Here is a 24,285-nt window from a genome sequence, read left to right on the forward strand (position 1 = left end):
TTCCGCCGCCTCTCCGACCTGCGCGACCGGGGCCACCAAAGGATTCCAAACGCCCCACCCGGCCTGCGCCAGCGAGCGGGCCGCAGAGTTCGGTCGCCCTGACCGGTCTGCGAAACGGGGCGGGCTGGGGAGTTCGGCCGCCTTTCCCTGCCTGGGCAACCTGGGGATCTCGACCTCCTCGCCCCGCCCACGCGACGGGGCGGGGCGGGGCGGGGCGTTCAACCGCCTCACCCCACCAACCACACGGGGGCGGCGGAGCCCACTCGCTCCGCCGCCCCCGTCAAGCCGTCAAGCCGTCAAGCCGTCAAGCCGTCAAGCCGTCAAGCCGCGGTCAGTTGCCCGGTACCCGCTGCGCGGAACGCGGTGCGCGTACCCCGTCGAGGGGCTCGGCGTCCGAGGTGGCGGACTTGCTGCCGGCCGTGGCCTTCGCGAACGCCGACGGGCCGCCGACGAGGGGGAGTTGGGCCGCGGTGCGGGGCAGGTTCAGGGTGAGGGTCGGGGTGGTGGACGGGGGGTCGATGAGGTCCTTGTCCGTGCCCGCGACGATCAGGGCGAGGCGGTGTCCGGCCGGGACGACGTGGTCGGTCGCCGCCAGGTCGAGGGTGATGGTGTAGGCCTTGCCCGGGGTGAGCGGTACGCCCTTCGTGGCGGAGGCGTAGTGGCCGAGGTCGGCCCAGCCGCGGCTGAAGACGGTGTAGTCAACTGCCTTGGTCTTGGCCTGGGTTGCCAGGAAGCAGGCGCTGTCGCCGACCGTGCTCTCGCCCCAGCAGGTGCGGTTCGTGAGCGTGGTGATGCCCTCGGCGGAGTCGGCGTAGTCGCGGATGGTGTCGGGGCCGATGTCGACAAGTACGGCCGACAGATGGGCCGTTGATGTGGTGGGCGTCGCGGTGATCGTCACCTTCGAGGAACCCGAAAGACGCAGGTCCTTCGTGAGCGGCCCGGTGACGAAACCGGCCTTGTCCGCGGTCGGCTTGTCGATCGCCGCCGCCCAATCGGTCTCGCTCTCCTGCGGGTTGTCGGTGAACGTCTCGGTGCCCGCGCCGGTGCCGAGGCCGAGGGTGCCGACGCCCGCCTGTGTGCCCCGCGCCGGGTGGAGGGTGGTCCTCGCGGTGCCGCGCGGCGGCCAGGTCGACGACGTGACCCACTGGTCGGGGTGGCGTTCGACGTCGGCCATCGGCCGGCGGTCGATTCCGTTGTCGTAGCCGAGGAGTTCGTGGTCGAACCAGCGGTGCAGGGTGTCCACGAAGTCCGCGCGACGGTAGTCGAAGGGGTCGACGTGGCCGGTCTGGGAGAGCCAGATCTTGCGCTCGACGCCGTTCTTCGCGAGGGCGTCCCACCACTGACCGAAGTTCTTGGTGCGGACGTTGAGGTCCTGCATGCCGTGCACGAGGAACACGCTGGCCTTGACCTTGCTCGCGTCCTTCACGTAGTCGCGCTCGGTCCACAGCGGGGTCCAGTCGCCGGTGCGCGGGGCGCCGTCGACGAGTTTCTTCTGTACGGCCGCGCAGTTGGCCTGCGCGTCGGGGCTCTCGACGGCGTCGGACAGCCAGTCGGGGCCGGAGTCGTAGAGCGGGGCGCCCTGGGCGAAGTAGTAGTCGTACCAGGAGGAGATGGAGCTGATCGGGACGATCGTCTTCAGGCCCTTCACGCCGGTGGCGGCGACGCCGTTGGCGATGGTGCCGTCCCAGCTCTTGCCGATCATCCCGGTGTTGCCGTTGGTCCAACTCGCCTGCGAGCGAACGGTTCCGGTGCGCGTCGTGTACGCCTTGGCGCGTCCGTTGAGCCAGTCGACGACGGCCTTCGCGGACTGGATGTCGGAACGGCCGCCGACGTCGACGCAGCCGTCGGAGCGGTTGGTGCCCGCGAGGTCGACGCCGACGAAGGCGTAGCCGCGGGGCACGAAGTAGTTGTCGTAGAAGAGCGGCATCTGGACAACGTTGCCGCTCGCGTCGTACGTCTTCAGCTGGCTCTCGTTGCCGCGGCCGCAGCAGGAGTAGTAGGGGCTGGCGTCCATGATGACGGGGATTTTGCGGCCCTGGCGGGCGGGTTCGCTCGGCCGGACGATATCGACGGCGACCCGGTCGGTCTTTCCGTCGCCGTCGCCGTCGAGTCCGGTGTCCACCCAGACGGCCTCGCGGATGGCTTTCGCGTAGGAGTAGACGGGTTGGCTCTCCTGTGGGGCGCTCTGGGCCGCTGTCGGGGTGAGGAAGGCGGCCAGGAGGGCGGCGATCGCCGCGGTCGCGAGCGATCTCCAGATCGTGAAGCGCGTGCGTTTCGGCATGCGCGGACGGTACATCGGCCAACTCCCGTGCTGGAAGAGGCACTCGGGGTCGTTCGGGGTCATGTCGGCCGAATGGCGATCGTGTGACAGGAGGTGCCGTGGACAGGCGCGGGGCCACAGGGAGTGAATAGCCTTTGGACAGACTTCGTGGACCGACCCCTACGACTCTTCGACCTTCGTGGACCCCCACGGCTCTTCGACTCCTCGTGGAGCCCTACGACTTGGAGTTCTCGTGCACCGCAGAATCATCGCGCCGGGCGCACTCGCGGCGGCCTCGCTCATGCTGGCGATCCCGGCGTCGGCGGCAAGCTACTCCCCCGGCGCTCCGGGCATCGGCGACCCCTACTACCCGGCCTACGGCAACGGCGGATACGACGTCTCGCACTACGACCTCAGGCTTCAATACCAGCCCGCCACCGACGAGTTGGCGGGCACGGCGACGATCCTCGCGAAGACCACCCAGGATCTGTCCCGCTTCGACCTCGACTTCCTGCTGGACGTGAGCGAGATCCGGGTCAACGGCGCGGCGGCCACGTTCGCGACCTCCGGCCAGCACGAGCTGGAGATCACCCCGAGGACCCCGCTGCCGAAGGGCACGCCGATCACGGTCGTGGTCCGCTACAGCGGGGTGCCGTCCACGAAGAGCGCGTACGGCTTCAACACCTGGCACCGCACACCGGACGGCGCGGTCGCGGCGGACGAGCCCGAGTCCGCGTGGTGGTGGTTCCCGAGCAACGACCACCCGAGCGACAAGGCGACCTACGATGTGTCGGTCGCGGTGCCGAACGGCACCCAGGCCATCTCCAACGGCACGCTCCAGTCGACGAGTTCACAATTCGGCTGGACCCGCTACAACTGGCGCCAGAACAAGCCGCAGGCCACCTATCTCGCCACGCTCGCCCTCGGCAGGTTCGACATCACGACCAGCACCTCGGACGGCGGCGTCCCCGTCGTCAACGCCTACAGCAAGGACCTCGGCGACAACGACGGGTCCGCGCGGGCGAGCGTCGAGCGCACCGGCGAGATCGTGGACTGGCTGAGCGGCTACTTCGGTCCGTACCCCTTCAGCAATGCCGGCGGGTACGTCCCCAACACGACCACCGGGTACGCGCTGGAGACCCAGAGCCGCGTCTACTACAGCCAGAAGCAGTTCGCGAACGGCGCCAACACCTCTGTCGTCGTACACGAGTTGGCCCACCAGTGGTACGGCGACGACGTGTCACTGAAGGGCTGGAAGGACATCTGGATCAACGAAGGCTTCGCGCGCTACGCGCAGTGGCTGTGGTCCGAGCACGAAGGCGAGGGGACCACGCAGCAGCTCGCCGACTACGTCTACGCCTCGCACCCGGCGGACGACGCGTTCTGGACGATCGCGCCGGGTGACCCCGGTCCGGAGGACCAGTTCGAGCTGCCGGTCTACGACCGCGGTGCGCTGGCCATTCAGGCGCTGCGCAACGAGGTTGGCGACGATGCGTTCTTCGCGATCCTGAAGGGGTGGCCGAAGGAGCACGCTTACGGGAACGCGTCCGTCGCGGACTTCCGGGCCTACGCCGAGCAGGTGTCCGGGAAGCCGCTCGGCGCGCTGTTCGACACATGGTTGTTCCAGCCGACCAAGCCTGCGGCTCCGGCTGCGCGCAGTGCGTCGATCGCGAGGGTGGGTGTGGCTCCGGTGCAGCCGAGGTCCTGGAAGAAGATCGCGGCTACGAACGACGTGCACTGAGCGTGTGACGGGTTCGGTGGCGGGGGGCTGCTGGTCTGTTGTGGCTGGTCGCGCCCACGCGGCGAAGCCGCATATCGACACAGCCCCGCGCCCCTAGAGGTGCGCTCTCCCGGATGTGTCAGAAGCCGTGTCCTTGACGAACACGATCCCGTCGGTGCCGGCCAAGTGCGCGGGGTCCAGCGGGGCGTAGCCGTACCAAGGGGACACGCGAGGGACAAGCCTCGTGTCCACGAGCGCGCCGGCCAGTCGGCGGGGGTCGACGAGGCAACGCTCCTGCGGGAGCGCGTACAGCAGCCCCTCGACGGTGTCGGGTGGCGGGGCGTCCACGCCCTGGTGGCGGATCGTGCCGAGGGCGGTGGCCAGGAAGGCGTACTCCTGTCCCATGCGGGCGGCGACGATCGCCCCGGCGCTCCACCACTCCAGCGGCCGGCCGCCCATCCGCATCGTGCTGCGGTTCCGCTGGAGGTGGCCGTTGTGGGCGTTCACCAGCGTCGGGCTCCGTTCGGCGACGGCGAGCAGGTTGGCGGCCATCATCGAGTCCCGCAGGGCGACCAGTCGTGCCATGCGGCTCGGTGACGGGTCGGCCATCGAGGAGTGGTAGCACAGCAGCCCGACCGCAGTGCGTCCGTACAGGCGCGCCCGCTGCCACTCGTCCGGTGTGGACGTGGCGACCAGTTGTGGCGTCCGCGCGTCGAGCAGGGCCGTCAAGTCATCGGCGAGCAGGCGGAGTTGCCTGGCGTCGGGAGTCCGTCCCACGGACTTGACCGGGTCCGTCATCGCGGCGGTGTCGGTCCATCGGTCGTCTGCGCCGAGCAGTCCGTCGAGGGTTTCCGCGGTGCAGGGAAGGAGAGCCGCGTCGACCCTGGCGGTGAGGTAGGTGTGGAGTGCGGTGAGGGCCTGCCGGGGGCTCGCGGCGCCGGTGATCTCCAGCGGGCCGTCGAACCCGGCGAACCGCACCCGCTCGGACGCGGGCCGGCCGTCGTTGAACGCGCGCATCCAGCGCACCAGTTCGCGGTTGGCCGCGAAGGCGCCCCACTCGTGGCTGAAGCCGCGCTCCATGACCTCGTCGAGGGTGCCTGCGCCCGAGGTGACGTGGTCGTCCACGACCAGGCCCATCAGACAGTCGCTTTCGAGGGCGATCGTCCGGTAGCCCTCGTGCTCGACGAAGTGGCGGAAGAGCTCGTTCCGTACGTCGAGCAGCACGTCCTCGCCGTGGGTGGGCTCACCCAGGGCGAGCAGCCGTGGCCTGGTCGGGAGCAACCTCATGACGGCGGCGGGGTCGACGGCGTGGACGGCACCTGTGATGCGGGGAGTCATACCTTCAACGCTATCGTTGAAGGATCGGTTGAGACTTTTGGTCGACAGTGGCAGGACAGTGAAGCGAAACCCTCAAAGCAGTGGTCGTCTCAGGCCGGTCGACCTGGCCCGCGGGCACGGTCTGTCGACGCAGGCGGTCCGCAACTACGAAGCCGCCGGGATCCTTCCGGCCGCCGAACGCTCCGCGCACGGCTACCGCACCTACACGCAGCGGCACGCTCGGGCCCTGCACGCGTTTCTCGCGCTCGTGCCCGGACACGGCCACCGGACGGCGGCAGCGATCATGCAGGCGGTCAACCGCGAGGCCATCGAGGACGCGCTCCGGCTCATCGACGACAGTCATGCGCAGCTTCTCGACGACCGCCGCACCCTCCAGGCCGTCGAAGCCGCGCTTCGCGACCTCCGGCCGGTACCGGAGGAACGCGGCGACACGTTCGTCGGTCCGCTGGCGAGAAGGCTCGGCATCCGTCCGGCGACCCTGCGCACATGGGAGCGCGCCGGCCTGGTCCAGCCGCGCCGCGACCCGCGGACGGGCTACCGGGTCTACGGCCCGGTCGACGTACGTGACGCCCTTCTGGTCCACCAGCTCAGGCGGGGCGGCCATCTGCTGGAACAGATCGCCCCGTTGATCGCCCAGGTCCGTTCCGCCGGAGGCGTCGCGCCGCTCGAATCGACGCTGCGCGACTGGCATGCCCGCCTCTCGGCCCGCGGGCGCGCCCTGCTCACCGGCGCCGCCGCGCTGGACGCCTACCTCGGCTCTCCACCGGCGCCCGGAGACGGCCCGAGCGTCTGTGCCACCGCCTAGTCGACCGCGGTCTAGTGCGGCGTACGGACTGCCGAAGCCTCCAACTCCGCGACCTGGAGCAGGAGTTCATCCCGCCCGATCGCGTCGATCTCCGTCGACGGCACCGCGCACGCGTACGCCCCGGCGATCGCGCCGTACCGGGCACACCGCTGCGGGGACTCCCCGTTCAGCCGGCCGAAGAGGAAGGCGGAGGCGAAGGCGTCTCCCGCGCCGTTGGAGTCGACGACCGGTCTCCGGGGTGTGGTGGTCGGGATGTGGGTCACCTCGTCGTCGGCCAGCAGATACGCGCCCTCCGCGCCCGCCGTCGCGACGACCAGTTCGGCACGGCCGCGCTCGGCGATGGCGCGCATGGTGCGCTCGGGGTCGCCGGTCAGGGCGGTGGTGGAGAGGAAGACGATGTCGGCGGCGTGGGCGAACTCCGCCTGGTACGGGTTCTCGCCGTCCCAGTTGTGCAGGTCCGTCGAGATCGTCGTGCCGGACTCGCGCAGCAGCGGCAGGGCGTGGGCGCAGGGCTGGGTGATGGAGACGTGGGTGTGGCGGCTCGTCGTGGCGAGGGCGCGGACCGTGGCTTCCGGGAGGCGGTCGTCGGGGTGGGCGCGGGTCGCGTCGTAGAGGGAGAGGCGCCGGCCGTCGGGGCCCACGAGGTTGACCGCGCGCTTGGTGCCGGCGGGCTGCGGGACTTCGGTGAGCGGGATGGCGTGGTCGCGGTGCAGGGCGCGGACCAGGTCGCCCTCGGGGTCGGCGCCGAGCATGTCGAGGTGGTGGGTGCGCAGGCCCAGCGCGCCGAGGCCGAGGGCCACGAAGTCGCCGGTCTGGCCGGCGCGGGTGCGGATGCCGGGGTCGATCATGTAGCTGTCGGCGTACGGGAGCGGCAGTTCGGGGACGTGGACGATGGTGTCGACTCCGGCGCCGCCGAGGACGAGGACGTCGATGTCACGGCTCATGGCTCTCCCTGTCGGATGCGGGCAGCGAGTCAAACAGGCGGCGGCGATCATCGCAAGGACTTGCGCAAGATTCCGCAACTCCTTTCAGGGTGCGGCGAGTTGGGAGCGGTCAGTGTGCGGCGGATTGGGTCCGGCGGTTCAGTCCCCGTGGTCGTAGACCGTCACCGCGATCCCCCGGCGCACCATCCGCTCGGTGATCAGCGGTTCGACCCGCGACCACTTTCCGCCCGCGAGGCCGCACCCTATGCGGGGCATGTGCACGGACGCGCCCAGCTCCGCCGCGTGGTCGGCCAGCAGGCCCAGCGCCGTGTCGATCGCCTCGTAGCGCACGGGCACGCCCTTGCTGCCCGTGCGTATGCCGCGCTGGCCGATCATGTTGGCCACCCACACATGGCGCTCGACCTGGACGAGTTGGACGGCACCCAGGCCGAAGTCGTTGGCCGCGCGATCCCGGTGCCAGGACCGGTACGCCTTCTCCGGCTCCGGCCAGCGGCGTGACAGCGCCAGGACGAAGCCCTTTCCCCAGCCCCCGATGTCGTTGCAGACATGCGCGATCACCGTGACGCCCTTGACCGACGGAACGGTCGCGTCACCTCGGACATAGTTGATCTCCCCCATGACACCCACCGTAGGCGGCACCACTGACAACGGGCCCTGTGCGGTTTCACAGTGTCGGTGAGACAGCGATACTGCTGCGTATGACGACCGACGCCGAGACCGATGCCGATACCGAGGAGCCGACGCTCACGATCGACGAACTGGCCGCGCGGGCCGGTACCACGGTCCGCACGGTGCGGTTCTACAGCACCAAGGGGCTGCTCCCGCCGCCGGTGATCGGGGCGCGGCGGGTCGGGCACTACGGGCCGGAGCATCTGTCGCGGCTCGCGTTGATCGAGGAGTTGCAGCACCAGGGCATGACGCTGGCCGCGATCGAGCGCTACCTGGGCCAACTGCCGCCGGACCTCAGCGCGCACGACCTCGCGATCCACCGCGCGGTGGTGGCCTCGTGGGCGCCGGACACGGTGGAGACCCTGGACCGGCGGGAGTTGGACCGGCGGGCGGGCCGGGCGCTGAGCGAGGAGGACGTGGAGCGGCTCGTCGCGATGGGCGTGGTCGGGCTCGACGGGGCCGCGTACCGCGTCGACTCCGGGCTGCTGCGGCTCGGCGTACGACTGCTCGACGTACCGGTGTCGCAGGAGGCGATCCTCGCGTCCCGGAACGTACTGATCGAGCACTCCCGCGCGGCGGCCCACGAGTTGTCGCAGGTGTTCCGCGGGGAGGTCTCCCAACGTGCCGCGCAGGACGTGAAGTCGCTGTCCGCGCACATGCAACCCCTGGTCGTGCAGGCCCTCCTGACGACCTTTCAGCGGTCGCTGCGCGAGGAACTCCGCGAGTGGCTCAAGGAGTCACCAAAAGACCGGGACGGTTGAGCCACTCGCGGCACGTGCCTCAGCGCGCGTCGCTGAAGCGTTCCCCCTTCTCCGCCTTCTCCACGAGCAGCGCGGGCGGCGTGAACCGCTCCCCGTAGCGCTCGGCGAGTGCACGCGCGCGTGCCACGAACCCGGGCAGGCCGCCCTCGTAGCCGTTGATGTACTGCAGGACGCCGCCCGTCCAGCCGGGGAAGCCGATCCCGAAGACGGACCCGATGTTGGCGTCGGCGACGGACGTCAGCACGCCCTCCTCCAGGAGCTTGACCGTGTCGAGCGCCTCGGAGAACAGCATGCGTTCCCGCATGTCTTCGAAAGGCACGGACTCGGAGGGGCTCTCACCGGCCTTGCGCGTGAAGTGCTCGCGCAGGCCCGGCCACAGACCCGCGCGCTTGCCGTTCTCGTCGTAGTCGTAGAAGCCCGCGCCGCCGCTGCGGCCGGTGCGGCCGAACTCGTCGACCATGCGGTCGATGACGGCCTCGGCGGGGTGGCCGGGCCAGGTGCCGCCCGCCTCCTCGACGGCCCGCTTGGACTCGTTGCGGATCTTGCGCGGGAGCGTGAGCGTCAACTCGTCCATCAGGGAGAGGACCTTGGCCGGGTAGCCGGCCTGCGCGGCGGCCTGCTCGATGGACGCGGGCTCGATGCCCTCGCCGACCATCGCGACGCCCTCGTTGATGAACTGGCCGATCACCCGTGAGGTGAAGAAGCCGCGCGAGTCGTTGACGACGATCGGGGTCTTCTTGATCTGCCGGACCAGGTCGAAGGCGCGCGCGAGGGCCTCGTCGCCGGTGCGCTCGCCCTTGATGATCTCGACGAGGGGCATCTTGTCGACCGGCGAGAAGAAGTGCAGCCCGATGAAGTCGCCCTGGCGCTCCACGCCTTCGGCGAGGGCGGTGATGGGGAGGGTGGAGGTGTTGGAGCAGAGCAGCGCGTCGGGCTCGACGATGTGCTGGATCTCCTGGAACACCTTGTGCTTGAGCGAGGTGTCCTCGAAGACGGCCTCGATCACCGCGTCGCAGCCCGAGAGGTGCTGCGGGTCGGCGGTGGGGGTGATGCGGGCGAGCAGCGCGTCCGCCTGCTCCTGTGTCGTACGGCCGCGGGAGACCGCCTTGGCGCAGAGCTTCTCGGAGTAGGCCTTGCCCTTGGCCGCCGCCTCCGGAGTCACGTCCTTCAGGACGACGTCGATGCCCGCGCGGGCGCAGGAGTAGGCGATGCCGGCGCCCATCATCCCGGCGCCCAGGACGGCGACCTTGCGGACCGGGCGGGACGGGATGCCCTGGGGGCGGTTGGCGCCGGAGTTGACGGCCTGGAGGTCGAAGAAGAACGCCTGGATCATGTTCTTCGAGGTCTGGCCGACCGCCAGCTCGACGAAGTAGCGGGTCTCGATGACCTGGGCGGTCTCGAAGTCGACCTGGGCGCCCTCGACGGCCGCGGCGAGGATGTTGCGCGGGGCCGGGTAGGGCGCCCCGTTGGTCTGCTTGCGCAGAGTCGCCGGAAAGGCCGGCAGGTTGGCCGCGAACTTGGGGTTCGCCGGGGTGCCGCCCGGGATGCGGTAGCCGGGCTTGTCCCAGGGCTGCTGCGACTGCGGGTTGGCGTCGATGAACGCGCGGGCCTTGGCGATCAACTCGTCCGGGGTGGTGGCCACTTCGTGGACGAGGCCGTTCTCCTGGGCGCGCCGCGGGCTGTACTGGGTGCCCTGGAGGAGCACCTTCAGCAGGGCGTCGGCGATGCCGAGCAGCCGTACCGTACGGACGACTCCGCCACCGCCGGGGAGCAGGCCGAGGGTGACCTCCGGGCAGCCGATCTTCGAGCCGGGCGCGTCGAGGGCGACCCGGTGGTGGCAGGCGAGGGCGATCTCGTAACCGCCGCCCAGGGCCGCGCCGTTGATCGCGGCGACGACCGGCTTGCCGAGGGTCTCGATGCGGCGCAGGTTCCGCTTGATGGCGAGGCCGCCCTCGAAGAACTCCTGGGCGGTGTCCGGGGTGACGCGGATGAGGTCGCGCAGGTCACCGCCCGCGAAGAAGGTCTTCTTGGCGGAGGTGACGATGACGCCGCGGATGGAGTCCCGCTCGGCCTCCAGGCGGTCGGCGATCACGGTGAGGGAGTCGCGGAAGGCCGCGTTCATGGTGTTCGCGGACTGGTCGGGGTCGTCGAGGACGAGGGTGACGATCCCGGTGTCGTCCTGTTCCCAGCGGATGGTGGTGCTCTCGGTCATGAGGGGTTCTCCGTAGAAGTCTCTGCTGCCGCTGGGGTGTTCAGACGCGTTCGACGATCGTGGCGATGCCCATGCCGCCGCCGACGCACAGCGTGGCGAGGCCGTAGCGCTTGTCCTGGCGCTCCAGTTCGTCGACGAGCGTGCCGAGGATGATCGCGCCGGTCGCGCCGAGCGGGTGGCCCAGCGCGATGGCGCCGCCGTTGACGTTGACCTTGTCCAGGGACAGGCCCATGTCCCGTACGAAGCGCAGGACCACGGCGGCGAAGGCCTCGTTGATCTCGACGAGGTCGATGTCGTCGATGGTCAGCCCGGCCCGGGCGAGTGCCTTGCGGGTGGCGGGCGCGGGGCCGGTGAGCATGATGGTCGGCTCGGAGCCGGAGACGGCGGCGGAGACGATCCGCGCGCGCGGGGTGAGGCCGTAGCGCTCGCCGACCTCCTTGGAGCCGATGGCGACGAGGGAGGCGCCGTCGACGATGCCGGAGGAGTTGCCCGCGTGGTGGACGTGGTCGATCTTCTCGACCCAGTGGTACTTCTGCAGGGCCACCGCGTCGAAGCCGCCGAGTTCGCCGATGTCCGCGAAGGACGGCTTGAGCCGGGCGAGGGAGTCGGCGGTGGTGCCGGGGCGCAGGTGCTCGTCGTGGTCGAGGACGACCAGGCCGCTGCGGTCGCGGACCGGGACGACGGACCGCTCGAAGCGGCCCTCCTTCCAGGCGGTGGCCGCCCGCTCCTGGGAGAGCGCCGCGTACTCGTCCACGTCACGCCGGGAGAATCCCTCGATCGTGGCGATCAGGTCGGCGCCGATGCCCTGGGGCACGAAGTCGACGGCGAGGTTCGTCATCGGGTCGTTGAACCAGGCGCCGCCGTCCGAGGCCATCGGCACCCGGGACATCGACTCGACCCCACCGGCGAGGACGAGGTCCTCCCAGCCCGAACGCACCTTGGCGGCGGCCATGTTGACGGCTTCGAGGCCCGAGGCACAGAAGCGGTTCTCCTGCACTCCGGCCACCGTGTCCGGCAGTCCGGCGGCCACGGCGGCGATCCGGGCGATGTCGGAGCCCTGGTCGCCGACCGGGCCGACGACGCCGAGCACGATGTCGTCGATCGCGGCCGGGTCCAGGTCCGGGAAACGGTCACGGAGTTCGTGGATGAGCCCGACGACGAGGTCGATGGGCTTCGTGCCGTGCAGGGATCCATTCGCCTTGCCGCGCCCGCGCGGGGTGCGGATCGCGTCGTAGACATACGCTTCGGTGCTCACTGCCAAGCCTTTCACTGAGGGTGTTCAGGGACTCGCCGAGGGGTTTCCTCGCGGAGGGGCGTCAACGGCGTCGAGAAGTCCGGGGAGTTCCCAGTCCCGGGCCACGTCGGACGTGGCCGCGCCGGGCAGGGCGGGTCCGCCGCGCACCGAGGTGGGCGTCGCGGAGAACCGGGGTGCGGGGGCGGGCTGGGTGATCCCGCCGTGCTCGGTGAAGGTGCCGCGCGCGGCGAGGTGGGGATGGTGCGGGGCCTCGCGCAGCGACAGCACGGGCGCCACGCACGCGTCCGTGCCCGCGAAGACGGCGGTCCACTCGTCCCGCGTACGGCTGCGGAATCGGGCCGCGACCGCCTCGCGTAGCTCGCCCCAACGGGTCCAGTCCCGGCGGGCGTCGGCGAAGTCCGCGAGGCCGAGCAGATCCACGAACTCGTCGTAGAACCGCGGCTCCAGGGCGCCCACCGCCATGTGCTTCCCGTCGGCGGTCTCGTAGGTGCCGTAGTACGGGCAGCCGCCGTCGAGGAGGTTGGCGGCGCGCCGGTCCTGCCAGCTGCCGGCGGCGAGCATGCCGTGGATCATCGCGGAGAGGTGGGCGGTGCCGTCGACGATGGCCGCGTCGACGACCTGGCCGGTGCCGGTGACGCGCGCGTGGTGCAGGGCCGCGAGGACGCCGACGACGAGGTAGAGCGCGCCGCCCGCGTAGTCGCCGAGGAGGTTGGCGGGGACGGGCGGGGGCTCCCCGGGGGACCCGATCATGCCGAGGGTGCCGGTGAGCGCGATGTACGCGATGTCGTGCCCTGCGCGCCCGGCCAGGGGGCCGTCCTGGCCCCAGCCGGTCATCCGGCCGTAGACGAGGCTTGGGTTGCGGGCGTGGCAGGGTCCGGGGCCCACGCCGAGGCGCTCGGTGACGCCCGGGCGGTTGCCCTCGATGAGGATGTCGGCGCGTTCGACCAGGTCGAGCACGCGCGCGGGGCCGTCGGGCGCCTTCAGGTCGAGGAGGACCGAGCGCTTGTTGCGGTTGGTGATGTTGTACTCGGGGTTGACGCCGAGCACCGGGCCGCCGGGCCGGTCGACGCGGACGACGTCGGCGCCCAGGTCGGCGAGGAGCATGGCGGCGAAGGGGCCTGGGCCGATCCCGGCCAGCTCGACCACGCTCACGCCGGAGAGCGGGCCGTGCCCGGGCGTCGTTGCCGCTGTCATCCAGCCCCCAGCTGTGACACAACCGATGTAACACCAGTGATGGTAAGAACACGTTCCACTCGGCACAAGACCTGGGCGAGCAAGCGCTTAGCCAAGTTACCCGCCGTTAGTCACAGCCGGCTGCGGCCCTGCTCGTCCAGCCCGGCCATGAGGCGCTTCGGGGCGATCGCGCGATAGCTCTCCTCGACCCAGTCGCACAGCAGCTCGGCGGCCGGGGCGCCCTGCTCGGCGAGCGGGACACGCACCCAGCCGGCCTTGCCGAGGCCGTGACCGGCGGGCTCGACGCCGGGTGCGGTGAGCGCGTGGGCGTGGGCCGCCTCGTCGGTGAGCTTGACCGTCATGGCCAACGGATAGCTGCCGTCGTCGACACCGAGGAAGACAAACACCTTCTTGTTGACTTTCGCGACACTCTCGCCCCAGGGGAACTCCTCTGCGGCACCCGGCAGCCCGAGGGCGAACTCGCGTACTTTCGCCCGCTTCCTCAGGGCGTTGTCGGTCACGGCCACCTGATACCTCCGGGCTCGTCGTCGGGCTCCGCACTCTTCACGCTAGCCTCAGCCACCGACAGCGGCGCGGGCTGCGGGACCCAGGAGTGTCATGAGCAGGCTGAACAGGACGGACCGTCCCTACGACATCGTGCTCTTCGGAGCCACGGGCTTCGTCGGTGCGCTCACCGCGGAGTATCTCGCCGCGCACGCACCCGAGGGCCTGCGCTGGGCGATCGCCGGCCGCGACGAACTCAAACTGAAGCGCCTGCGCGAACGGCTCCCCGGCGGCACGTCGGTCGGCATGCTCCGGGCCGACGTCTCCGACCCGGCCTCCCTGCACGAACTCGCCGAGCACGCGCGCGTGGTGGCCACGACGGTCGGTCCCTACGTCACCTACGGCGAGGACCTCGTCGCCGCCTGCGCAGACACCGGCACGGACTATCTCGACCTCAGCGGCGAGCCGGAGTTCGTCGACCTGACATACGTCCGCCACGACGCACGCGCGCGTGAGACCGGCGCCCGCCTGGTGCACTCCGCCGGCTTCGACTCGATCCCGCACGACCTGGGGGCGTACTTCACCGTCCGGCAACTGCCGGAGGGGGTGCCCCTGACGGTGGACGGCTTCGTGACCGCCGACGCGATGTTCTCCGGCGGCACGTTCGCCACGGCGCTGACCCAACTCGGGCGCGGCAGGCAGGTGTTGGCCGCCGCCCGGGAGCGGCGCCGCCACGAACCGCGCATGGTGGGCCGCCGGGCCGGCGCGCCCATGGGGGCACCGCGGTTCGCCGGGGAGGTCGGCTCCTGGGCGGTGCCGCTGCCGACCATCGACCCGCAGGTCGTTCAACGATCCGCGAGGGCCCTGGAGCGCTACGGCCCCGACTTCCGCTACCGCCACTACGCGGCCGTGCGCCACCTCCCCGTGGCGCTCGGCGGAGTCACGGCGGTCGGCGCACTGGCCACGGCCGCCCAACTCCCGCCCGCCCGGCGCTGGTTGTCCGACCGCCTCAAGCCCGGCGACGGACCGAGCCCGGAGAAGCGCGCGAAGAGCTGGTTCTCCGTGAAGTTCGTCGGCGAGGGCGGCGGCCGGCGGGTCTTCACCGAGGTCGCGGGCGGCGACCCCGGCTACGACGAGACGGCGAAGATGTTCGCCGAGTCGGCCCTCTCCCTCGCCCTCGACGAACTCCCGCCCACAGCGGGCCAGGTGACGACGGCGGCGGCGATGGGCGACGCCCTCATCGAACGACTCCGCGGCGCGGGCATCACGTTCCGGGTGGCGGCGATCCGGTGAGCGTGTCGGACCTCCGTGTCACGATGGACGACATGGAGACGCCGAACACCGAGTGGATCACCGTCGCGGCCTACGAGAACCTGCCGGGTCGCCTCGCACCGCGGTCGGCGACGCGCGCTTGACTGCGTGAGCGCGGCATCGACTGGATGCCGTTCGCCCAGCGGGAGTTGCGTTGAGGTCTCGCCTGCGGCATCGGGCCCGACGGCCACTGGCACGGCTGGTTCGACGTCCAGGTCCACGCCGACGCGCTACGGCGTCTCGGACCGCATCCGGATCAGCCCACAGCCGAGGTCATCGGCCCGTCGCCGCCCGACCGGTGGCATGCCGCCGCGGCGCGTCGGGCCCTGAACTGGCCGCGCCCAGCGGAGAGTTCGAAGTGATCCGCGGAATGGGATACGATGGATCATGAGCCGGTCGCCGGAGCAATCCGGGGTCTGGTCGCGCGTCGGTGGTCCAAGGAAAGACGCCCCGCTTCCTGCGGGGAAATGCAGGTGCAAGGCCTGCCCGGCGCTCAACTCCGAGCCCCACACCGCTACTTGCGGGGTGGGGCTCGCGTGCTTCCCGCACCGGTACGACCCGCGCCTCACGGCCACAGCGTGTAGATCATCCCGCCGATCCAGGCGAGGCCCGCCGCCACGGACAGGACGAGCGCGACCATCACGGCCCGCTCGACGGGCTGGCTCGGATGCGCGACGGGCTTCGGGGAACGGTGGGTTGTCATGCGGGACAGCCTGCCGATCATGCGGGCGCGGCCACATCCGTACAGGTACTCAGATCAGGTACTCAGAACGCGGCCCGCCCCCAGCTGCTCACGCGGTCGCCTCCCGCAACGCCCGCCGGCACAGCGCGTCCGCCCTGCGGGTCGTCTCCGGGAGGCGGAACTCCGGGGTCAACGCGAGGGTGTGGGCACACGCGTTGTCCAGGGTCACCCGGTGGCCCACGGAGACGAACACCGGCTTCACCGCGTCCCGGGTGCGCAGCGCGCGGCCGACCTCCTCGGCGTCCGCGCGGAGCGGCGACGAGGAGCCGCGCGGGATGCCCGGATCGTCGTACGTGAAGGTGAAGGGGTTCTTGGCGACGCCGATCGTGGGCAGGCCGGTGAGGACGCCGAGGTGGCTCGCGAGGCCGAAGCGGCGGGGGTGGGCGAGGCCGTAGCCGTCGCACACGACCAGGCCCGGCGGGCAGGGCAGCGCCTCCAACGCGGCCAGCACCGTGGGGATCTCGCGGAAGGCGAGCAGCCCCGGGACGTACGGGAAGGAGACCCGGCCGACGGCCGTGGCCTCGGCGACCACCGTGAGGTCCGCCGCGTCCAGCACGACGGCCGCGGCCACCACCACGTCCCGCTCGTCGTCGTAGGCGACGTCAACTCCGGTGACGTGTCCGGTCCTTGGCGGCGGTCCCGGTTCGTCGGTCACCACCCGCTCCCGCAACTCGTCCTGGACGGCGCGGGCTTGCTCCTCGGTCGCGGGCCAGCCCGCGGGAATGGGTACGGTCGTCATGGTGGTGCCGAGCGTACGGGGATCTCGGTGGCGCGAAGAAACGGCGGGGCCGTGACGACGGCCCCCGCCCCGGCCTCCTCAGTCCTCCAGCCGTGCCACGCGCCCCTTCTCCCCCGCCGCCCAGCAGCCCAGGTCCGCCGCGCAGTCGACCGTGTCGTACGAGCCGGAGTCCACCGTCTTCCAGGTACGGCCGGCATCGGTCGTGACGTCCGTGCCCGTGGGGCCGACCGCGAGAGCGGTGCCGCGGCTGCGGGGCAGCCAGGCCGCGCCGGAGCGGTAGGCGGGCGGCGGGGTCGTGGCGGGGCGCCAGGTGCGGCCGCCGTCGCCGGTGACGGCCGCCGCCAGCGGTGACGGCTGGTCCGCGGTGTAGTTCCCGCCGACCGCGAGGCCGTGCGTACGGTCCCTGAAGGCGAGGGCGAACACCCCGCGCGCGGGGTCACCGGCCGGGATCGGTGTGTCGGCCGCCGTCCAGGTGAGGCCCCGGTCCGCGGAGTGCAGGACACGCGCGCGTGCACCCCCACCGGTGGCCAGCCAGACGTCACGCGGCCCGGAACTCACCAGACACTGCCCGCTCGCCGCGAAGCCCGCCTCGCCGTCGAGGGCGGCCGGCATCCCGGTGTTCGGCAGCACCTTCCAGGAGCGGCCGCCGTCGCCGGTCGACAGGATGCGGAACTTGCCGTCCACCGGGTCGCTCATCGCGAGGCCGTGCCGGCTGTCGAAGAAGGTCATGCAGTCGTAGAAGGCGTTCGCGTCGGTGTTGCGGAAGGACTCCGTCCAGGTCGCTCCGGCGTCATCGGTGCGGTAGACGCGGGACGCTTCGCCCTCACCGATCGCCAGGACCACCGCACGCCGTGCGTCGAAGGCCTCGATGTCCCGGAACTGCAGGTCGGTCGTGCCGGGCGGCGAGACGTTCCGCCAGCTCGCCCCGCCGTCGGTCGTCCGCAGCACCGTGCCCGCGGTCCCGGCCACCCACGCGGTGTTCCGGCTGACGGCCGACAGCCCCCGGAACCGCACATCGGCGGCCCCGCTGTCCTTGAGCTCCCAGTGCGGAGCCCGGTGCGCCGTCTCCCGCGCCTGTGCCGGTACGGCGGTCAGCGCGGCCAGCGCCGCCCCGCACGCCATGGCCACGGCCATGCTCCGGTACGTACGTCCCACCCGTCGCGTCTTCCCCATGCGCCTCATGGCGGGCGAAGCTAGCCCACTCCCCGGGGACCGTCCAGATGCCCCCGCCCGCCTTGGGTGTATTTGGGCGGCGGTGACAGAGGTCACTCGAAAATCGTGTGCACGGATGGGCCTGTTCCGGCGTCTCTTCCAGTGCGGACCCATCCACTCGGGGGTCCGCTCCGGAATACGTACGGGAGTCCGTCCGGTCGTCACCGCAGTCCGCACCGCCGTCACACAAGGGAGCAAGGCGTTGTCCATCGTCATCGAGCAGCCCGTAGAGGCCCGTCTCGTCGCCGCCGCACCGCGGATGCCGAGCATTCCCGCCACCTTGCACTACGACCGGCGGGACCCGTTCGCCGTCCGGATGACCTTCCCGGCCCCGGCCACCCTGGAGGGCGTCGAGGTCTGCTGGACCTTCGCCCGGGAACTCCTCGCGGCCGGTCTGCACGGCACCGAGGGCCACGGCGACGTCCGGGTGCGGCCCTACGGCTTCGACCGCACCGTCCTCGAATTCCACGCCCCCGAGGGCACCGCCGTCGTCCACGTCCACTCGTCCGAGATACGTCGCTTCCTCCAGGCCACCGGCGAGCTGGTGCCCGCCGGCCTCGAACACCTCCAGCTCGACCTGGACCACGACCTCGCCGAGCTGATGCGGGACGCCTGCTGAGCTAGTCCTCCCGGGCCAGCAGGGAGTTGAGCTCGCCGTAGCCGAGCCCTCCCGTCTGCGCGCCGTAGGTACCCGTGTCCAGCAGCTCCCGCGCGGCACGGCGCACCACGGCGTACGCGGCCAGCGCGACGCTGGAGCCGGCGCTCACGCGGGCGACGCCCAGCGCGGCCAGTTCGGCGACCGGCGGTGCTCCGGGGCCGACCAGTACATTGAGCGGCGCGTCGATCCCGTCGGCGAGTTCCTTGACCGTTCCCGGCTCGACGACCCCGGGGACGAAGATCCCGTCGGCGCCCGCGGCCCGGAACGCGGCGGCCCGCTCCAGGGTCGCGTCCACTCCCCCGACGCCCCGCAGATACGTGTCGATGCGCGCGTTGACGAACAGTGGCACGCCCTCCGCGTCGGCAGCCTCCCGAGCGGCGGCGATCCGCTCGGCCTGCTCGGCGACCGGCCGCAGGACGCCCTCCCCGCCGTGGAGCGCGTCGATCTCAGCGCCGTAGAGCGCGTCCTCGATGTTCACCCCCACCGCGCCCGCCGCGAGCACCGCGCGGACCGTGTCGGCGACGCCCGCCGCGTCCTTCGCGAAGCCGCTCTCGATGTCGGCGCTCACCGGTACGGCGACGGTCGCGATGATGCGGGCGACCGCCTCCAGGGCCCGCTCCCGGTCCAGCCGGTCGCCGTCCGGGACACCGAGGGCCCAGGCGAGACCCGCGCTGGTGGTCGCCACGGCGGGCGCGCCCGTGTCCTCGACGATGCGGGCGCTCGCGGCGTCCCAGGCGTTCGGCAGGATCAGCGGACGTCCCGGCACATGCAGCGCGCGGAAGGCCAGAGCCCGGTCACGGAGGGTGTTCTGGTTCGTCATGCGCCCCACTCAAGCAGTCGCGGGCGCGCCCCGGCTGGCAGGAATCCGACATCGGCGTGCGGGTCGCGGGCTCCCGTTTAATGCGTTGACAGCGCCCCGAGGCCGTTCGTAGCGTTGTCCTCGCTTCTGTTGCCGTCGATCGGAGTAGGACGTTGCTCGTCTGAGGTTCTGAGACACCGCGCACACACCCGTGAGGTGTGTCCGTCGTGTACGACCTCGGCGTCCGAGCCGTCCTCCGGAACAGGGCCTTTCCCCTCTGCCCCGGGATCAGTCTCCCGCCTCGCGGTGTCTCGATACGCGTCTGCCCATGACCGCGTCAAGCACCCGCGAGGCCCTCATGCATACCTCCGTCACCTGTACGTCCCTCTCCTTCGCGTGGCCCGACGGGACCTCCGTCTTCGAGGACCTGGACGCCGCCTTCGGACCCGGCAGAACCGGGCTCGTCGGCGTCAACGGATCAGGGAAGTCGACCCTGTTGAAACTGATTGCCCGTCAACTCACCCCGGCCGACGGCACCGTGCGGCTCGCGGGCGAGGTCGGCTACCTCCCGCAGAACGTCACGCTCGACACCGCCCTGCGCGTCGACGAGACGCTCGGCATCGCCGCCCAACGCGCCGCCCTGCACGCCATCGAGGCCGGTGACGCGGCCGAGGAGCACTTCGAGACGCTCGGCGACGACTGGGACGTGGAGGAGCGCGCGCTCGCCACACTCGGCGAACTCGGCCTGGGACACATCGACTTGGACCGCACCATCGGCGAGGTCTCGGGCGGCGAGTCCGTACTCCTGCGGCTGGCCGCGCTGCTGCTCGGCCGGCCGGACGTCCTGCTCCTCGACGAGCCGACGAACAACCTCGACCTGTACGCCCGCAGGCGGCTGTACTCGGCCGTCGCGTCCTGGCCCGGGGTGATGATCGTGGTCAGCCACGACCGTGAACTCCTCGACCTCGTCGACCAGATCGCCGATCTGCGCTCCGGCGAGATCACCTGGTACGGCGGCAACTACTCCGCCTACGAGGAGGCTCTCGGCACCGAACAGGACGCCGCGACACGGATGGTGCGCGTCGCCGAGGCCGACTTCCGCAAGCAGAAGCGCGAACTGTCCGACGCCCAGGTCAAGTTGGCCCGCCGCAAGAAGTACGGACAGAAGATGTTCGAGCAGAAGCGCGAGCCGAAGATCGTCATGGGCGCGCGCAGGCGGTCCGCGCAGGAGTCCGCGGGCAAGCACCGCATCCTGCACGAGGAGCGGCTCGCCGAGGCCAAGGAGCGGCTCGACGAGGCGGTGGAGGCCGTACGGGACGACGACGAGATCCGCGTCGACCTGCCGTACACGGCCGTACCGCCGGGTCGTCAGGTCCTGACCCTCATGGACCTGGAACTCGCGTACGGCGCGTGGGCGGGCGGCCTCGATCTGCGCGGGCCGGAGCGCGTCGCGCTGATCGGGCGCAACGGCGCGGGCAAGACGACGCTGCTGCGCACGGTCGCCGGAGAGCTGGAGCCGGTGTCGGGCGAGGCGGTGACGCATGTCCCGCTGCGCTTCCTGCCGCAGCGGCTCGATGTGCTCGACGGTGAGCTGACCGTGGCGGAGAACGTGGCACGGTTCGCGCCGGGCGCCACCAACAACCGGGTCCGGGCGCGGCTGGCCCGCTTCCTGTTCCGGGGTGCCCGCGCCGACCAGCAGGCGGCGACCCTGTCCGGCGGCGAACGCTTCCGGGCGGCGCTGGCGGCGCTGATGCTCGCGGAGCCCGCCCCGCAGCTGCTGATGCTGGACGAGCCGACGAACAACCTCGACATGGCGAGCGTGCGGCAGCTCACCACGGCGCTGGAGTCGTACGAGGGGGCGTTGATCGTGGCCAGTCACGACGTGCCGTTCCTCGAATCGATCGGCATCACGCGCTGGCTGCTGCTGGACGGGGAGCTGCGGACGATCACGCCGGAGGAGGTGGAACACCCGGCCTGAGGTGTTTCGCGCGCGTCTCAGGAGGGCCACAGCCTCACGTGAGGGGTTTTGTCGGCACGGACGGGTGGCGCATGATGGCCAACCGGTGCCCCGACAAGGGCGCCGAACCGATCCCGCCGATACGGAGTCCCGCTCGTGCCCAGCAAGAAGGCCCTCGTCCGCCGCCCCAGCCCGCGCCTGGCCGAAGGGCTGGTCACGCACATCGAGCGGGAGAAGGTCGACGTCGAGCAGGCCGTCGAGCAGTGGGAGGCGTACGCGCACGCGCTGCGGGTGCACGGCTGGGAGACGATCGAGGTGGATCCGGCCGACGACTGCCCCGACTCCGTGTTCGTCGAGGACGCGGTGGTCATGTACAGGAACGTGGCGCTGATCGCCCGGCCCGGCGCCGAGTCCCGGCGCGAGGAGACGGGCGGGGTCGAGGAGGCGGTGGCCCGGCTCGGCTGCTCGGTGAACTGGGTCTGGGAGCCTGGCACCCTGGAGGGCGGCGACGTCCTCAAGGTCGACGACACGATCTACGTCGGCCGGGGCGGCCGGACGAACGCGGCCGGCGTCCAGCAGTTGCGGGCCGTGTTCGAGCCGCTCGGAGCGCGGGTGGTCGCCGTGCCCGTGAGCAAGGTGCTGCATCTGAAGTCGGCGGTCACCGCGCTGCCCGAGGGGACGGTGCTGGGGCACATCCCGAAGGTGGACCGGCCCTCGCTCTTCCCGCGCTTCCTGTCGGTGCCCGAGGAGGCCGGCGCTCATGTGGTGCTGCTCGGCGGTGACAAGGTGCTGATGGCGGCGAGCGCGCCCAAGACGGCCGATCTGCTCGCCGACCTCGGCCACGAGCCGGTCGTGGTGGACATCAGCGAGTTCGAGAAACTCGAAGGATGTGTGACGTGCCTCTCGGTCAGGCTCCGGGATCTGTACGCCTGACCGGGTGACGGAGCCGCCCGTTCGGCGCCGTCACCTGGGGTCCTGCGACTCCGCGGGATTCCCCCGGCGATACCGCCTGAACAGCGATCTTTACGGCGCCCTTAACCTACGGTCTCGTAACCTACGGTTTCGTAGCCTACGATTCCGTAAGTTGCACAGGTCCCGGCACCGCTCGCCGGTTTGTTCAGTTTTGTACGACGTCCCCCTGGAGTCCCCGTGACGATCACTTCCCCGCACCTCGGCAGCCCCGCAGTCTGGACCGACGCCAAGCTGCTGTACGCGTTGGAGGAAGTCGTCGAGACGGAACTGAACCGGCACCTCAAGGTCACCAAGGACTGGATGCCGCACGAGTACGTGCCGTGGAGCGACGCCCGGAACTTCCCCGGCTTCTTCGAGGACGGCGAGGCCTGGGGCAAGGAGCAGTCCAAGGTCACCGAGATCGGCCGCATCGCCCTCGTCGTGAACCTCCTCACGGAGGACAACCTCCCCAGCTACCACCACGAGATCGCCTCCCTCTTCGGCCGTAACGGCGCCTGGGGCACCTGGGTGCACCGTTGGACGGCGGAGGAGGGCCGGCACGGCATCGTCATGCGGGACTACCTGCTCGCCTCCCGCGCGGTCGACCCGGAGAAGCTCGAAGCGTTCCGCATGCAGCACATGAGCGAGGGCTTCGAGTCGGACAACCGGCACTCGATGCTGCACTCCGTGGCGTACGTCGCCTTCCAGGAGCTGGCCACGCGCGTCTCGCACCGCAACACCGGCCACCAGTCGGGCGACCCGGTCTGCGACCGCATGCTGGCCCGCATCGCGACCGACGAGAACCTCCACATGGTCTTCTACCGCAACCTCCTGAAGGCCGCGTTCGAGCTCGCCCCCGACCTCACCATGCAGGCCGTGCGCGACGTCCTCGTCAACTTCCGGATGCCCGGTCACGGCATGCCCGGCTTCGAGCGCTTCGCCGCGCAGATGGCCATCGGCGAGGTCTACAACCTGCGCATCCACCACGACGACGTCATCCAGCCCGTGCTGCGCTTCCTGAAGGTCATGGACATCGACGGTCTCGGCCCCGAGGGCCAGCAGGCCCAGGAGGAGATCGGCCTCTACATGGGCGGCCTGGACTCCGAGGCCTCGAAGTTCGACGAGAAGCTGGCGATCCGCAAGGCCCGCATGGCGGCCCGCGCGAGCGCCTGACCGACCCCCGGCCGCCCCCGAACCGCCCGGTGATCGAATTACCGGTGCGGGACGTGCCCCCGCTGCGGCATCATGCCGCCATGCGTGACAACAGCACGTCGGGGGCGGCGGTCGACTTTCTGCTGCACCTGGTCGACAGCGCGGACGCCGAGCGGATACGGCGGCGGATCGGCCTCCCGGAGGCCGAGGGAGATCCCGAGACCCGGCGCAGCCTGCTCTGGTCCTGGACGAGGACGGCGGTGCCGTCCTCCGTACTGTTGTGGGTTCTGGAGGAGGACGATCCGGAACTGAACAAGTGGGTCTGGCGGCACGTCTCCGCGGACAACGCGATGCGGCGCGCCATCGCGCGGGGCGTGCCGTTCGGCCACGCGCGCGTGGAGCCGGTCACCGTCGCCGAGAGCGTGGATGTGACGGACGAACCACCGGTCCCCGTGAATTTCACCCGCTTCGGCCTGATCGGCGCCCTGCGCGAGGGCACCTCGATGCAGTCCGCGCGGACGGCCGCGTCGATGGTCCTGGAGCGCTCCGACTGGCAGACGGTCACCGAGGCGGACCAGGACCGCCCCCTGCCCGGCTACGCGCGCTGGGCCCTGTCCATACGCCCGGACTGCCCGCCCGCGCTGCGCGCGCACTTCGGCACCCACCGCAAGTTCACCCACCGGGTGGAGCAGGCCGGCGTGCTGGACGGCCCCGCCGACTACGCGACCGCCTGGGGCCCCGCGTCGGACGTCCTCCAGGTGCTCTCCACCGGCCAACTCATGTTCCCCGCGCGCGCGGCCGAGGCCGAGGACGCTCTACGACCGCTCGTGCGCGAGCACTTGGCCGACCACGAGGACGCCTGGGCGGTCCTGGCGCAGCTGATCGACACGTTCCACGGGAACGTGGTGGAGCTGGTGGTGACGGCCGGCGCGATCGCCTGAGCCGACCCCAGAGTCGCCGAGGGGGGCGGGGCGGCTGGATTCGAACCAGCGTGTTCCGGTTCTGGAGACCAGAGCGCCTGCCTCTGCGCTACGACCCCGCCCTTGGGACCAGAGCGTAATGCCTTGGCCCATTGTCAGTGCGGCCTGGTACCAATTGGGGCACGGGGGAGAACGCGGCGCGG

General features: G+C 71.1%; 21 protein-coding genes and 1 tRNA gene. 9 read left to right on the top strand and 13 right to left on the bottom strand.

Annotation, left to right across the window (positions count from 1 at the left end; translation table 11 throughout):
- Window positions 1-331: 331 nt before the first annotated feature.
- Window positions 332-2,281 carry a Xaa-Pro dipeptidyl-peptidase gene (locus OG226_RS09200; RefSeq protein ID WP_329348545.1) on the bottom strand — a complete coding sequence of 650 codons (1,950 nt, stop codon included), beginning with the start codon at window positions 2,279-2,281 and terminating at the stop codon, window positions 332-334.
- Between the two features lie 232 nt (window positions 2,282-2,513).
- Here OG226_RS09200 and OG226_RS09205 point away from each other — a divergent pair, with 232 nt between their 5' ends.
- A complete protein-coding gene (locus OG226_RS09205) occupies window positions 2,514-4,001 on the top strand; it encodes a M1 family metallopeptidase (RefSeq protein WP_329348546.1) in 1,488 nt (495 codons plus the stop codon).
- Window positions 4,002-4,094: 93 nt separating this feature from the next.
- Here OG226_RS09205 and OG226_RS09210 read toward each other — a convergent pair whose 3' ends face one another.
- A complete protein-coding gene (locus OG226_RS09210) occupies window positions 4,095-5,318 on the bottom strand; it encodes an erythromycin esterase family protein (protein ID WP_329348547.1) in 1,224 nt (407 codons plus the stop codon).
- A gap of 58 nt (window positions 5,319-5,376) precedes the next feature.
- On the opposite strand from OG226_RS09210, the gene OG226_RS09215 reads away from it, so the two are divergent.
- Window positions 5,377-6,123 (top strand): TioE family transcriptional regulator, encoded by a 747-nt coding sequence (locus OG226_RS09215; protein WP_329348548.1) that lies wholly within the window; start codon window positions 5,377-5,379, stop codon window positions 6,121-6,123.
- Window positions 6,124-6,134: 11 nt separating this feature from the next.
- On the opposite strand, the gene OG226_RS09220 is transcribed toward OG226_RS09215, so the two are convergent.
- Window positions 6,135-7,067: an adenosine kinase gene (locus OG226_RS09220; protein WP_329348549.1), complete on the bottom strand. Its 933-nt coding sequence runs from the start codon at window positions 7,065-7,067 to the stop codon at window positions 6,135-6,137.
- A gap of 138 nt (window positions 7,068-7,205) precedes the next feature.
- A complete protein-coding gene (locus OG226_RS09225; RefSeq protein ID WP_329348550.1) occupies window positions 7,206-7,685 on the bottom strand; it encodes a macro domain-containing protein in 480 nt (159 codons plus the stop codon).
- 80 nt (window positions 7,686-7,765) lie between these two features.
- Between OG226_RS09225 and OG226_RS09230 the strand changes: the two genes are divergently transcribed.
- The gene (locus tag OG226_RS09230; RefSeq protein ID WP_329348551.1) at window positions 7,766-8,497 is read left to right on the top strand and encodes a MerR family transcriptional regulator; all 732 of its coding nucleotides are present in this window, start codon (window positions 7,766-7,768) and stop codon (window positions 8,495-8,497) included.
- 19 nt (window positions 8,498-8,516) lie between these two features.
- On the opposite strand, the gene OG226_RS09235 is transcribed toward OG226_RS09230, so the two are convergent.
- From OG226_RS09235 to OG226_RS09250, 4 genes are all read right to left on the bottom strand, one after another.
- Window positions 8,517-10,709, bottom strand: coding sequence for a 3-hydroxyacyl-CoA dehydrogenase NAD-binding domain-containing protein (locus tag OG226_RS09235; protein ID WP_329348552.1), 2,193 nt, complete (start codon window positions 10,707-10,709; stop codon window positions 8,517-8,519).
- 40 nt (window positions 10,710-10,749) lie between these two features.
- Window positions 10,750-11,964 (bottom strand): acetyl-CoA C-acetyltransferase, encoded by a 1,215-nt coding sequence (locus OG226_RS09240; protein ID WP_329348553.1) that lies wholly within the window; start codon window positions 11,962-11,964, stop codon window positions 10,750-10,752.
- 24 nt (window positions 11,965-11,988) lie between these two features.
- Window positions 11,989-13,158: a CaiB/BaiF CoA transferase family protein gene (locus tag OG226_RS09245; protein WP_329348554.1), complete on the bottom strand. Its 1,170-nt coding sequence runs from the start codon at window positions 13,156-13,158 to the stop codon at window positions 11,989-11,991.
- A 110-nt stretch (window positions 13,159-13,268) separates the two neighbouring features.
- The gene (locus OG226_RS09250) at window positions 13,269-13,664 is read right to left on the bottom strand and encodes an MmcQ/YjbR family DNA-binding protein (protein WP_329348555.1); all 396 of its coding nucleotides are present in this window, start codon (window positions 13,662-13,664) and stop codon (window positions 13,269-13,271) included.
- 91 nt (window positions 13,665-13,755) lie between these two features.
- On the opposite strand from OG226_RS09250, the gene OG226_RS09255 reads away from it, so the two are divergent.
- Window positions 13,756-14,934 carry a saccharopine dehydrogenase family protein gene (locus tag OG226_RS09255; protein WP_329348556.1) on the top strand — a complete coding sequence of 393 codons (1,179 nt, stop codon included), beginning with the start codon at window positions 13,756-13,758 and terminating at the stop codon, window positions 14,932-14,934.
- Between the two features lie 583 nt (window positions 14,935-15,517).
- On the opposite strand, the gene mmpA is transcribed toward OG226_RS09255, so the two are convergent.
- The 3 genes from mmpA to OG226_RS09275 all read right to left on the bottom strand — a co-directional run bounded on the left by mmpA (window position 15,518) and on the right by OG226_RS09275 (window position 17,606).
- A complete protein-coding gene (gene mmpA, locus OG226_RS09265; RefSeq protein ID WP_199810979.1) occupies window positions 15,518-15,655 on the bottom strand; it encodes a morphogenic membrane protein MmpA in 138 nt (45 codons plus the stop codon).
- Window positions 15,656-15,743: 88 nt separating this feature from the next.
- Window positions 15,744-16,433, bottom strand: a complete 690-nt coding sequence (locus tag OG226_RS09270; protein ID WP_328676234.1) for an endonuclease V — start codon at window positions 16,431-16,433, stop codon at window positions 15,744-15,746.
- A 78-nt stretch (window positions 16,434-16,511) separates the two neighbouring features.
- Window positions 16,512-17,606, bottom strand: a complete 1,095-nt coding sequence (locus OG226_RS09275) for a WD40/YVTN/BNR-like repeat-containing protein (RefSeq protein WP_443044618.1) — start codon at window positions 17,604-17,606, stop codon at window positions 16,512-16,514.
- Between the two features lie 241 nt (window positions 17,607-17,847).
- On the opposite strand from OG226_RS09275, the gene OG226_RS09280 reads away from it, so the two are divergent.
- Window positions 17,848-18,264 (top strand): SsgA family sporulation/cell division regulator, encoded by a 417-nt coding sequence (locus OG226_RS09280; protein ID WP_328676235.1) that lies wholly within the window; start codon window positions 17,848-17,850, stop codon window positions 18,262-18,264.
- Between the two features lies 1 nt (window position 18,265).
- Here the strand turns inward: OG226_RS09280 and OG226_RS09285 are convergent, their stop codons facing one another.
- A complete protein-coding gene (locus OG226_RS09285) occupies window positions 18,266-19,123 on the bottom strand; it encodes an isocitrate lyase/PEP mutase family protein (protein ID WP_329348557.1) in 858 nt (285 codons plus the stop codon).
- Window positions 19,124-19,460: 337 nt separating this feature from the next.
- Between OG226_RS09285 and OG226_RS09290 the strand changes: the two genes are divergently transcribed.
- From OG226_RS09290 to OG226_RS09305, 4 genes are all read left to right on the top strand, one after another.
- The gene (locus tag OG226_RS09290; protein WP_329353350.1) at window positions 19,461-21,080 is read left to right on the top strand and encodes an ABC-F family ATP-binding cassette domain-containing protein; all 1,620 of its coding nucleotides are present in this window, start codon (window positions 19,461-19,463) and stop codon (window positions 21,078-21,080) included.
- 135 nt (window positions 21,081-21,215) lie between these two features.
- Window positions 21,216-21,992 (top strand): dimethylargininase, encoded by a 777-nt coding sequence (gene ddaH / locus OG226_RS09295; RefSeq protein ID WP_328676237.1) that lies wholly within the window; start codon window positions 21,216-21,218, stop codon window positions 21,990-21,992.
- Between the two features lie 216 nt (window positions 21,993-22,208).
- Window positions 22,209-23,183 (top strand): acyl-ACP desaturase, encoded by a 975-nt coding sequence (locus OG226_RS09300; RefSeq protein WP_328676238.1) that lies wholly within the window; start codon window positions 22,209-22,211, stop codon window positions 23,181-23,183.
- A gap of 80 nt (window positions 23,184-23,263) precedes the next feature.
- Window positions 23,264-24,103, top strand: coding sequence for a hypothetical protein (locus tag OG226_RS09305; protein ID WP_329348558.1), 840 nt, complete (start codon window positions 23,264-23,266; stop codon window positions 24,101-24,103).
- Window positions 24,104-24,127: 24 nt separating this feature from the next.
- On the opposite strand, the gene OG226_RS09310 is transcribed toward OG226_RS09305, so the two are convergent.
- Window positions 24,128-24,203: transfer RNA gene (locus OG226_RS09310), tRNA-Trp, on the bottom strand.
- Window positions 24,204-24,285: the final 82 nt, after the last annotated feature.

It is taken from the genome of Streptomyces sp. NBC_01261, assembly GCF_036226385.1.
In the GTDB taxonomy this organism is placed as follows: domain Bacteria; phylum Actinomycetota; class Actinomycetes; order Streptomycetales; family Streptomycetaceae; genus Streptomyces.

What these genes read in the sequence shown, in the direction of transcription:
- OG226_RS09255 (WP_329348556.1), top strand. Translation starts at nt 13,756, where the DNA reads ATGAGCAGGCTGAACAGGACGGACCGTCCCTACGACATCGTGCTCTTC.
- OG226_RS09225 (WP_329348550.1), bottom strand. Translation starts at nt 7,685, where the DNA reads ATGGGGGAGATCAACTATGTCCGAGGTGACGCGACCGTTCCGTCGGTC.
- OG226_RS09230 (WP_329348551.1), top strand. Translation starts at nt 7,766, where the DNA reads ATGACGACCGACGCCGAGACCGATGCCGATACCGAGGAGCCGACGCTC.
- OG226_RS09270 (WP_328676234.1), bottom strand. Translation starts at nt 16,433, where the DNA reads ATGACGACCGTACCCATTCCCGCGGGCTGGCCCGCGACCGAGGAGCAA.
- mmpA (WP_199810979.1), bottom strand. Translation starts at nt 15,655, where the DNA reads ATGACAACCCACCGTTCCCCGAAGCCCGTCGCGCATCCGAGCCAGCCC.
- OG226_RS09290 (WP_329353350.1), top strand. Translation starts at nt 19,461, where the DNA reads ATGCATACCTCCGTCACCTGTACGTCCCTCTCCTTCGCGTGGCCCGAC.
- OG226_RS09245 (WP_329348554.1), bottom strand. Translation starts at nt 13,158, where the DNA reads ATGACAGCGGCAACGACGCCCGGGCACGGCCCGCTCTCCGGCGTGAGC.
- OG226_RS09275 (WP_443044618.1), bottom strand. Translation starts at nt 17,606, where the DNA reads ATGGGGAAGACGCGACGGGTGGGACGTACGTACCGGAGCATGGCCGTG.
- OG226_RS09285 (WP_329348557.1), bottom strand. Translation starts at nt 19,123, where the DNA reads ATGACGAACCAGAACACCCTCCGTGACCGGGCTCTGGCCTTCCGCGCG.
- OG226_RS09305 (WP_329348558.1), top strand. Translation starts at nt 23,264, where the DNA reads ATGCGTGACAACAGCACGTCGGGGGCGGCGGTCGACTTTCTGCTGCAC.
- OG226_RS09220 (WP_329348549.1), bottom strand. Translation starts at nt 7,067, where the DNA reads ATGAGCCGTGACATCGACGTCCTCGTCCTCGGCGGCGCCGGAGTCGAC.
- OG226_RS09210 (WP_329348547.1), bottom strand. Translation starts at nt 5,318, where the DNA reads ATGACTCCCCGCATCACAGGTGCCGTCCACGCCGTCGACCCCGCCGCC.
- OG226_RS09200 (WP_329348545.1), bottom strand. Translation starts at nt 2,281, where the DNA reads ATGCCGAAACGCACGCGCTTCACGATCTGGAGATCGCTCGCGACCGCG.
- OG226_RS09235 (WP_329348552.1), bottom strand. Translation starts at nt 10,709, where the DNA reads ATGACCGAGAGCACCACCATCCGCTGGGAACAGGACGACACCGGGATC.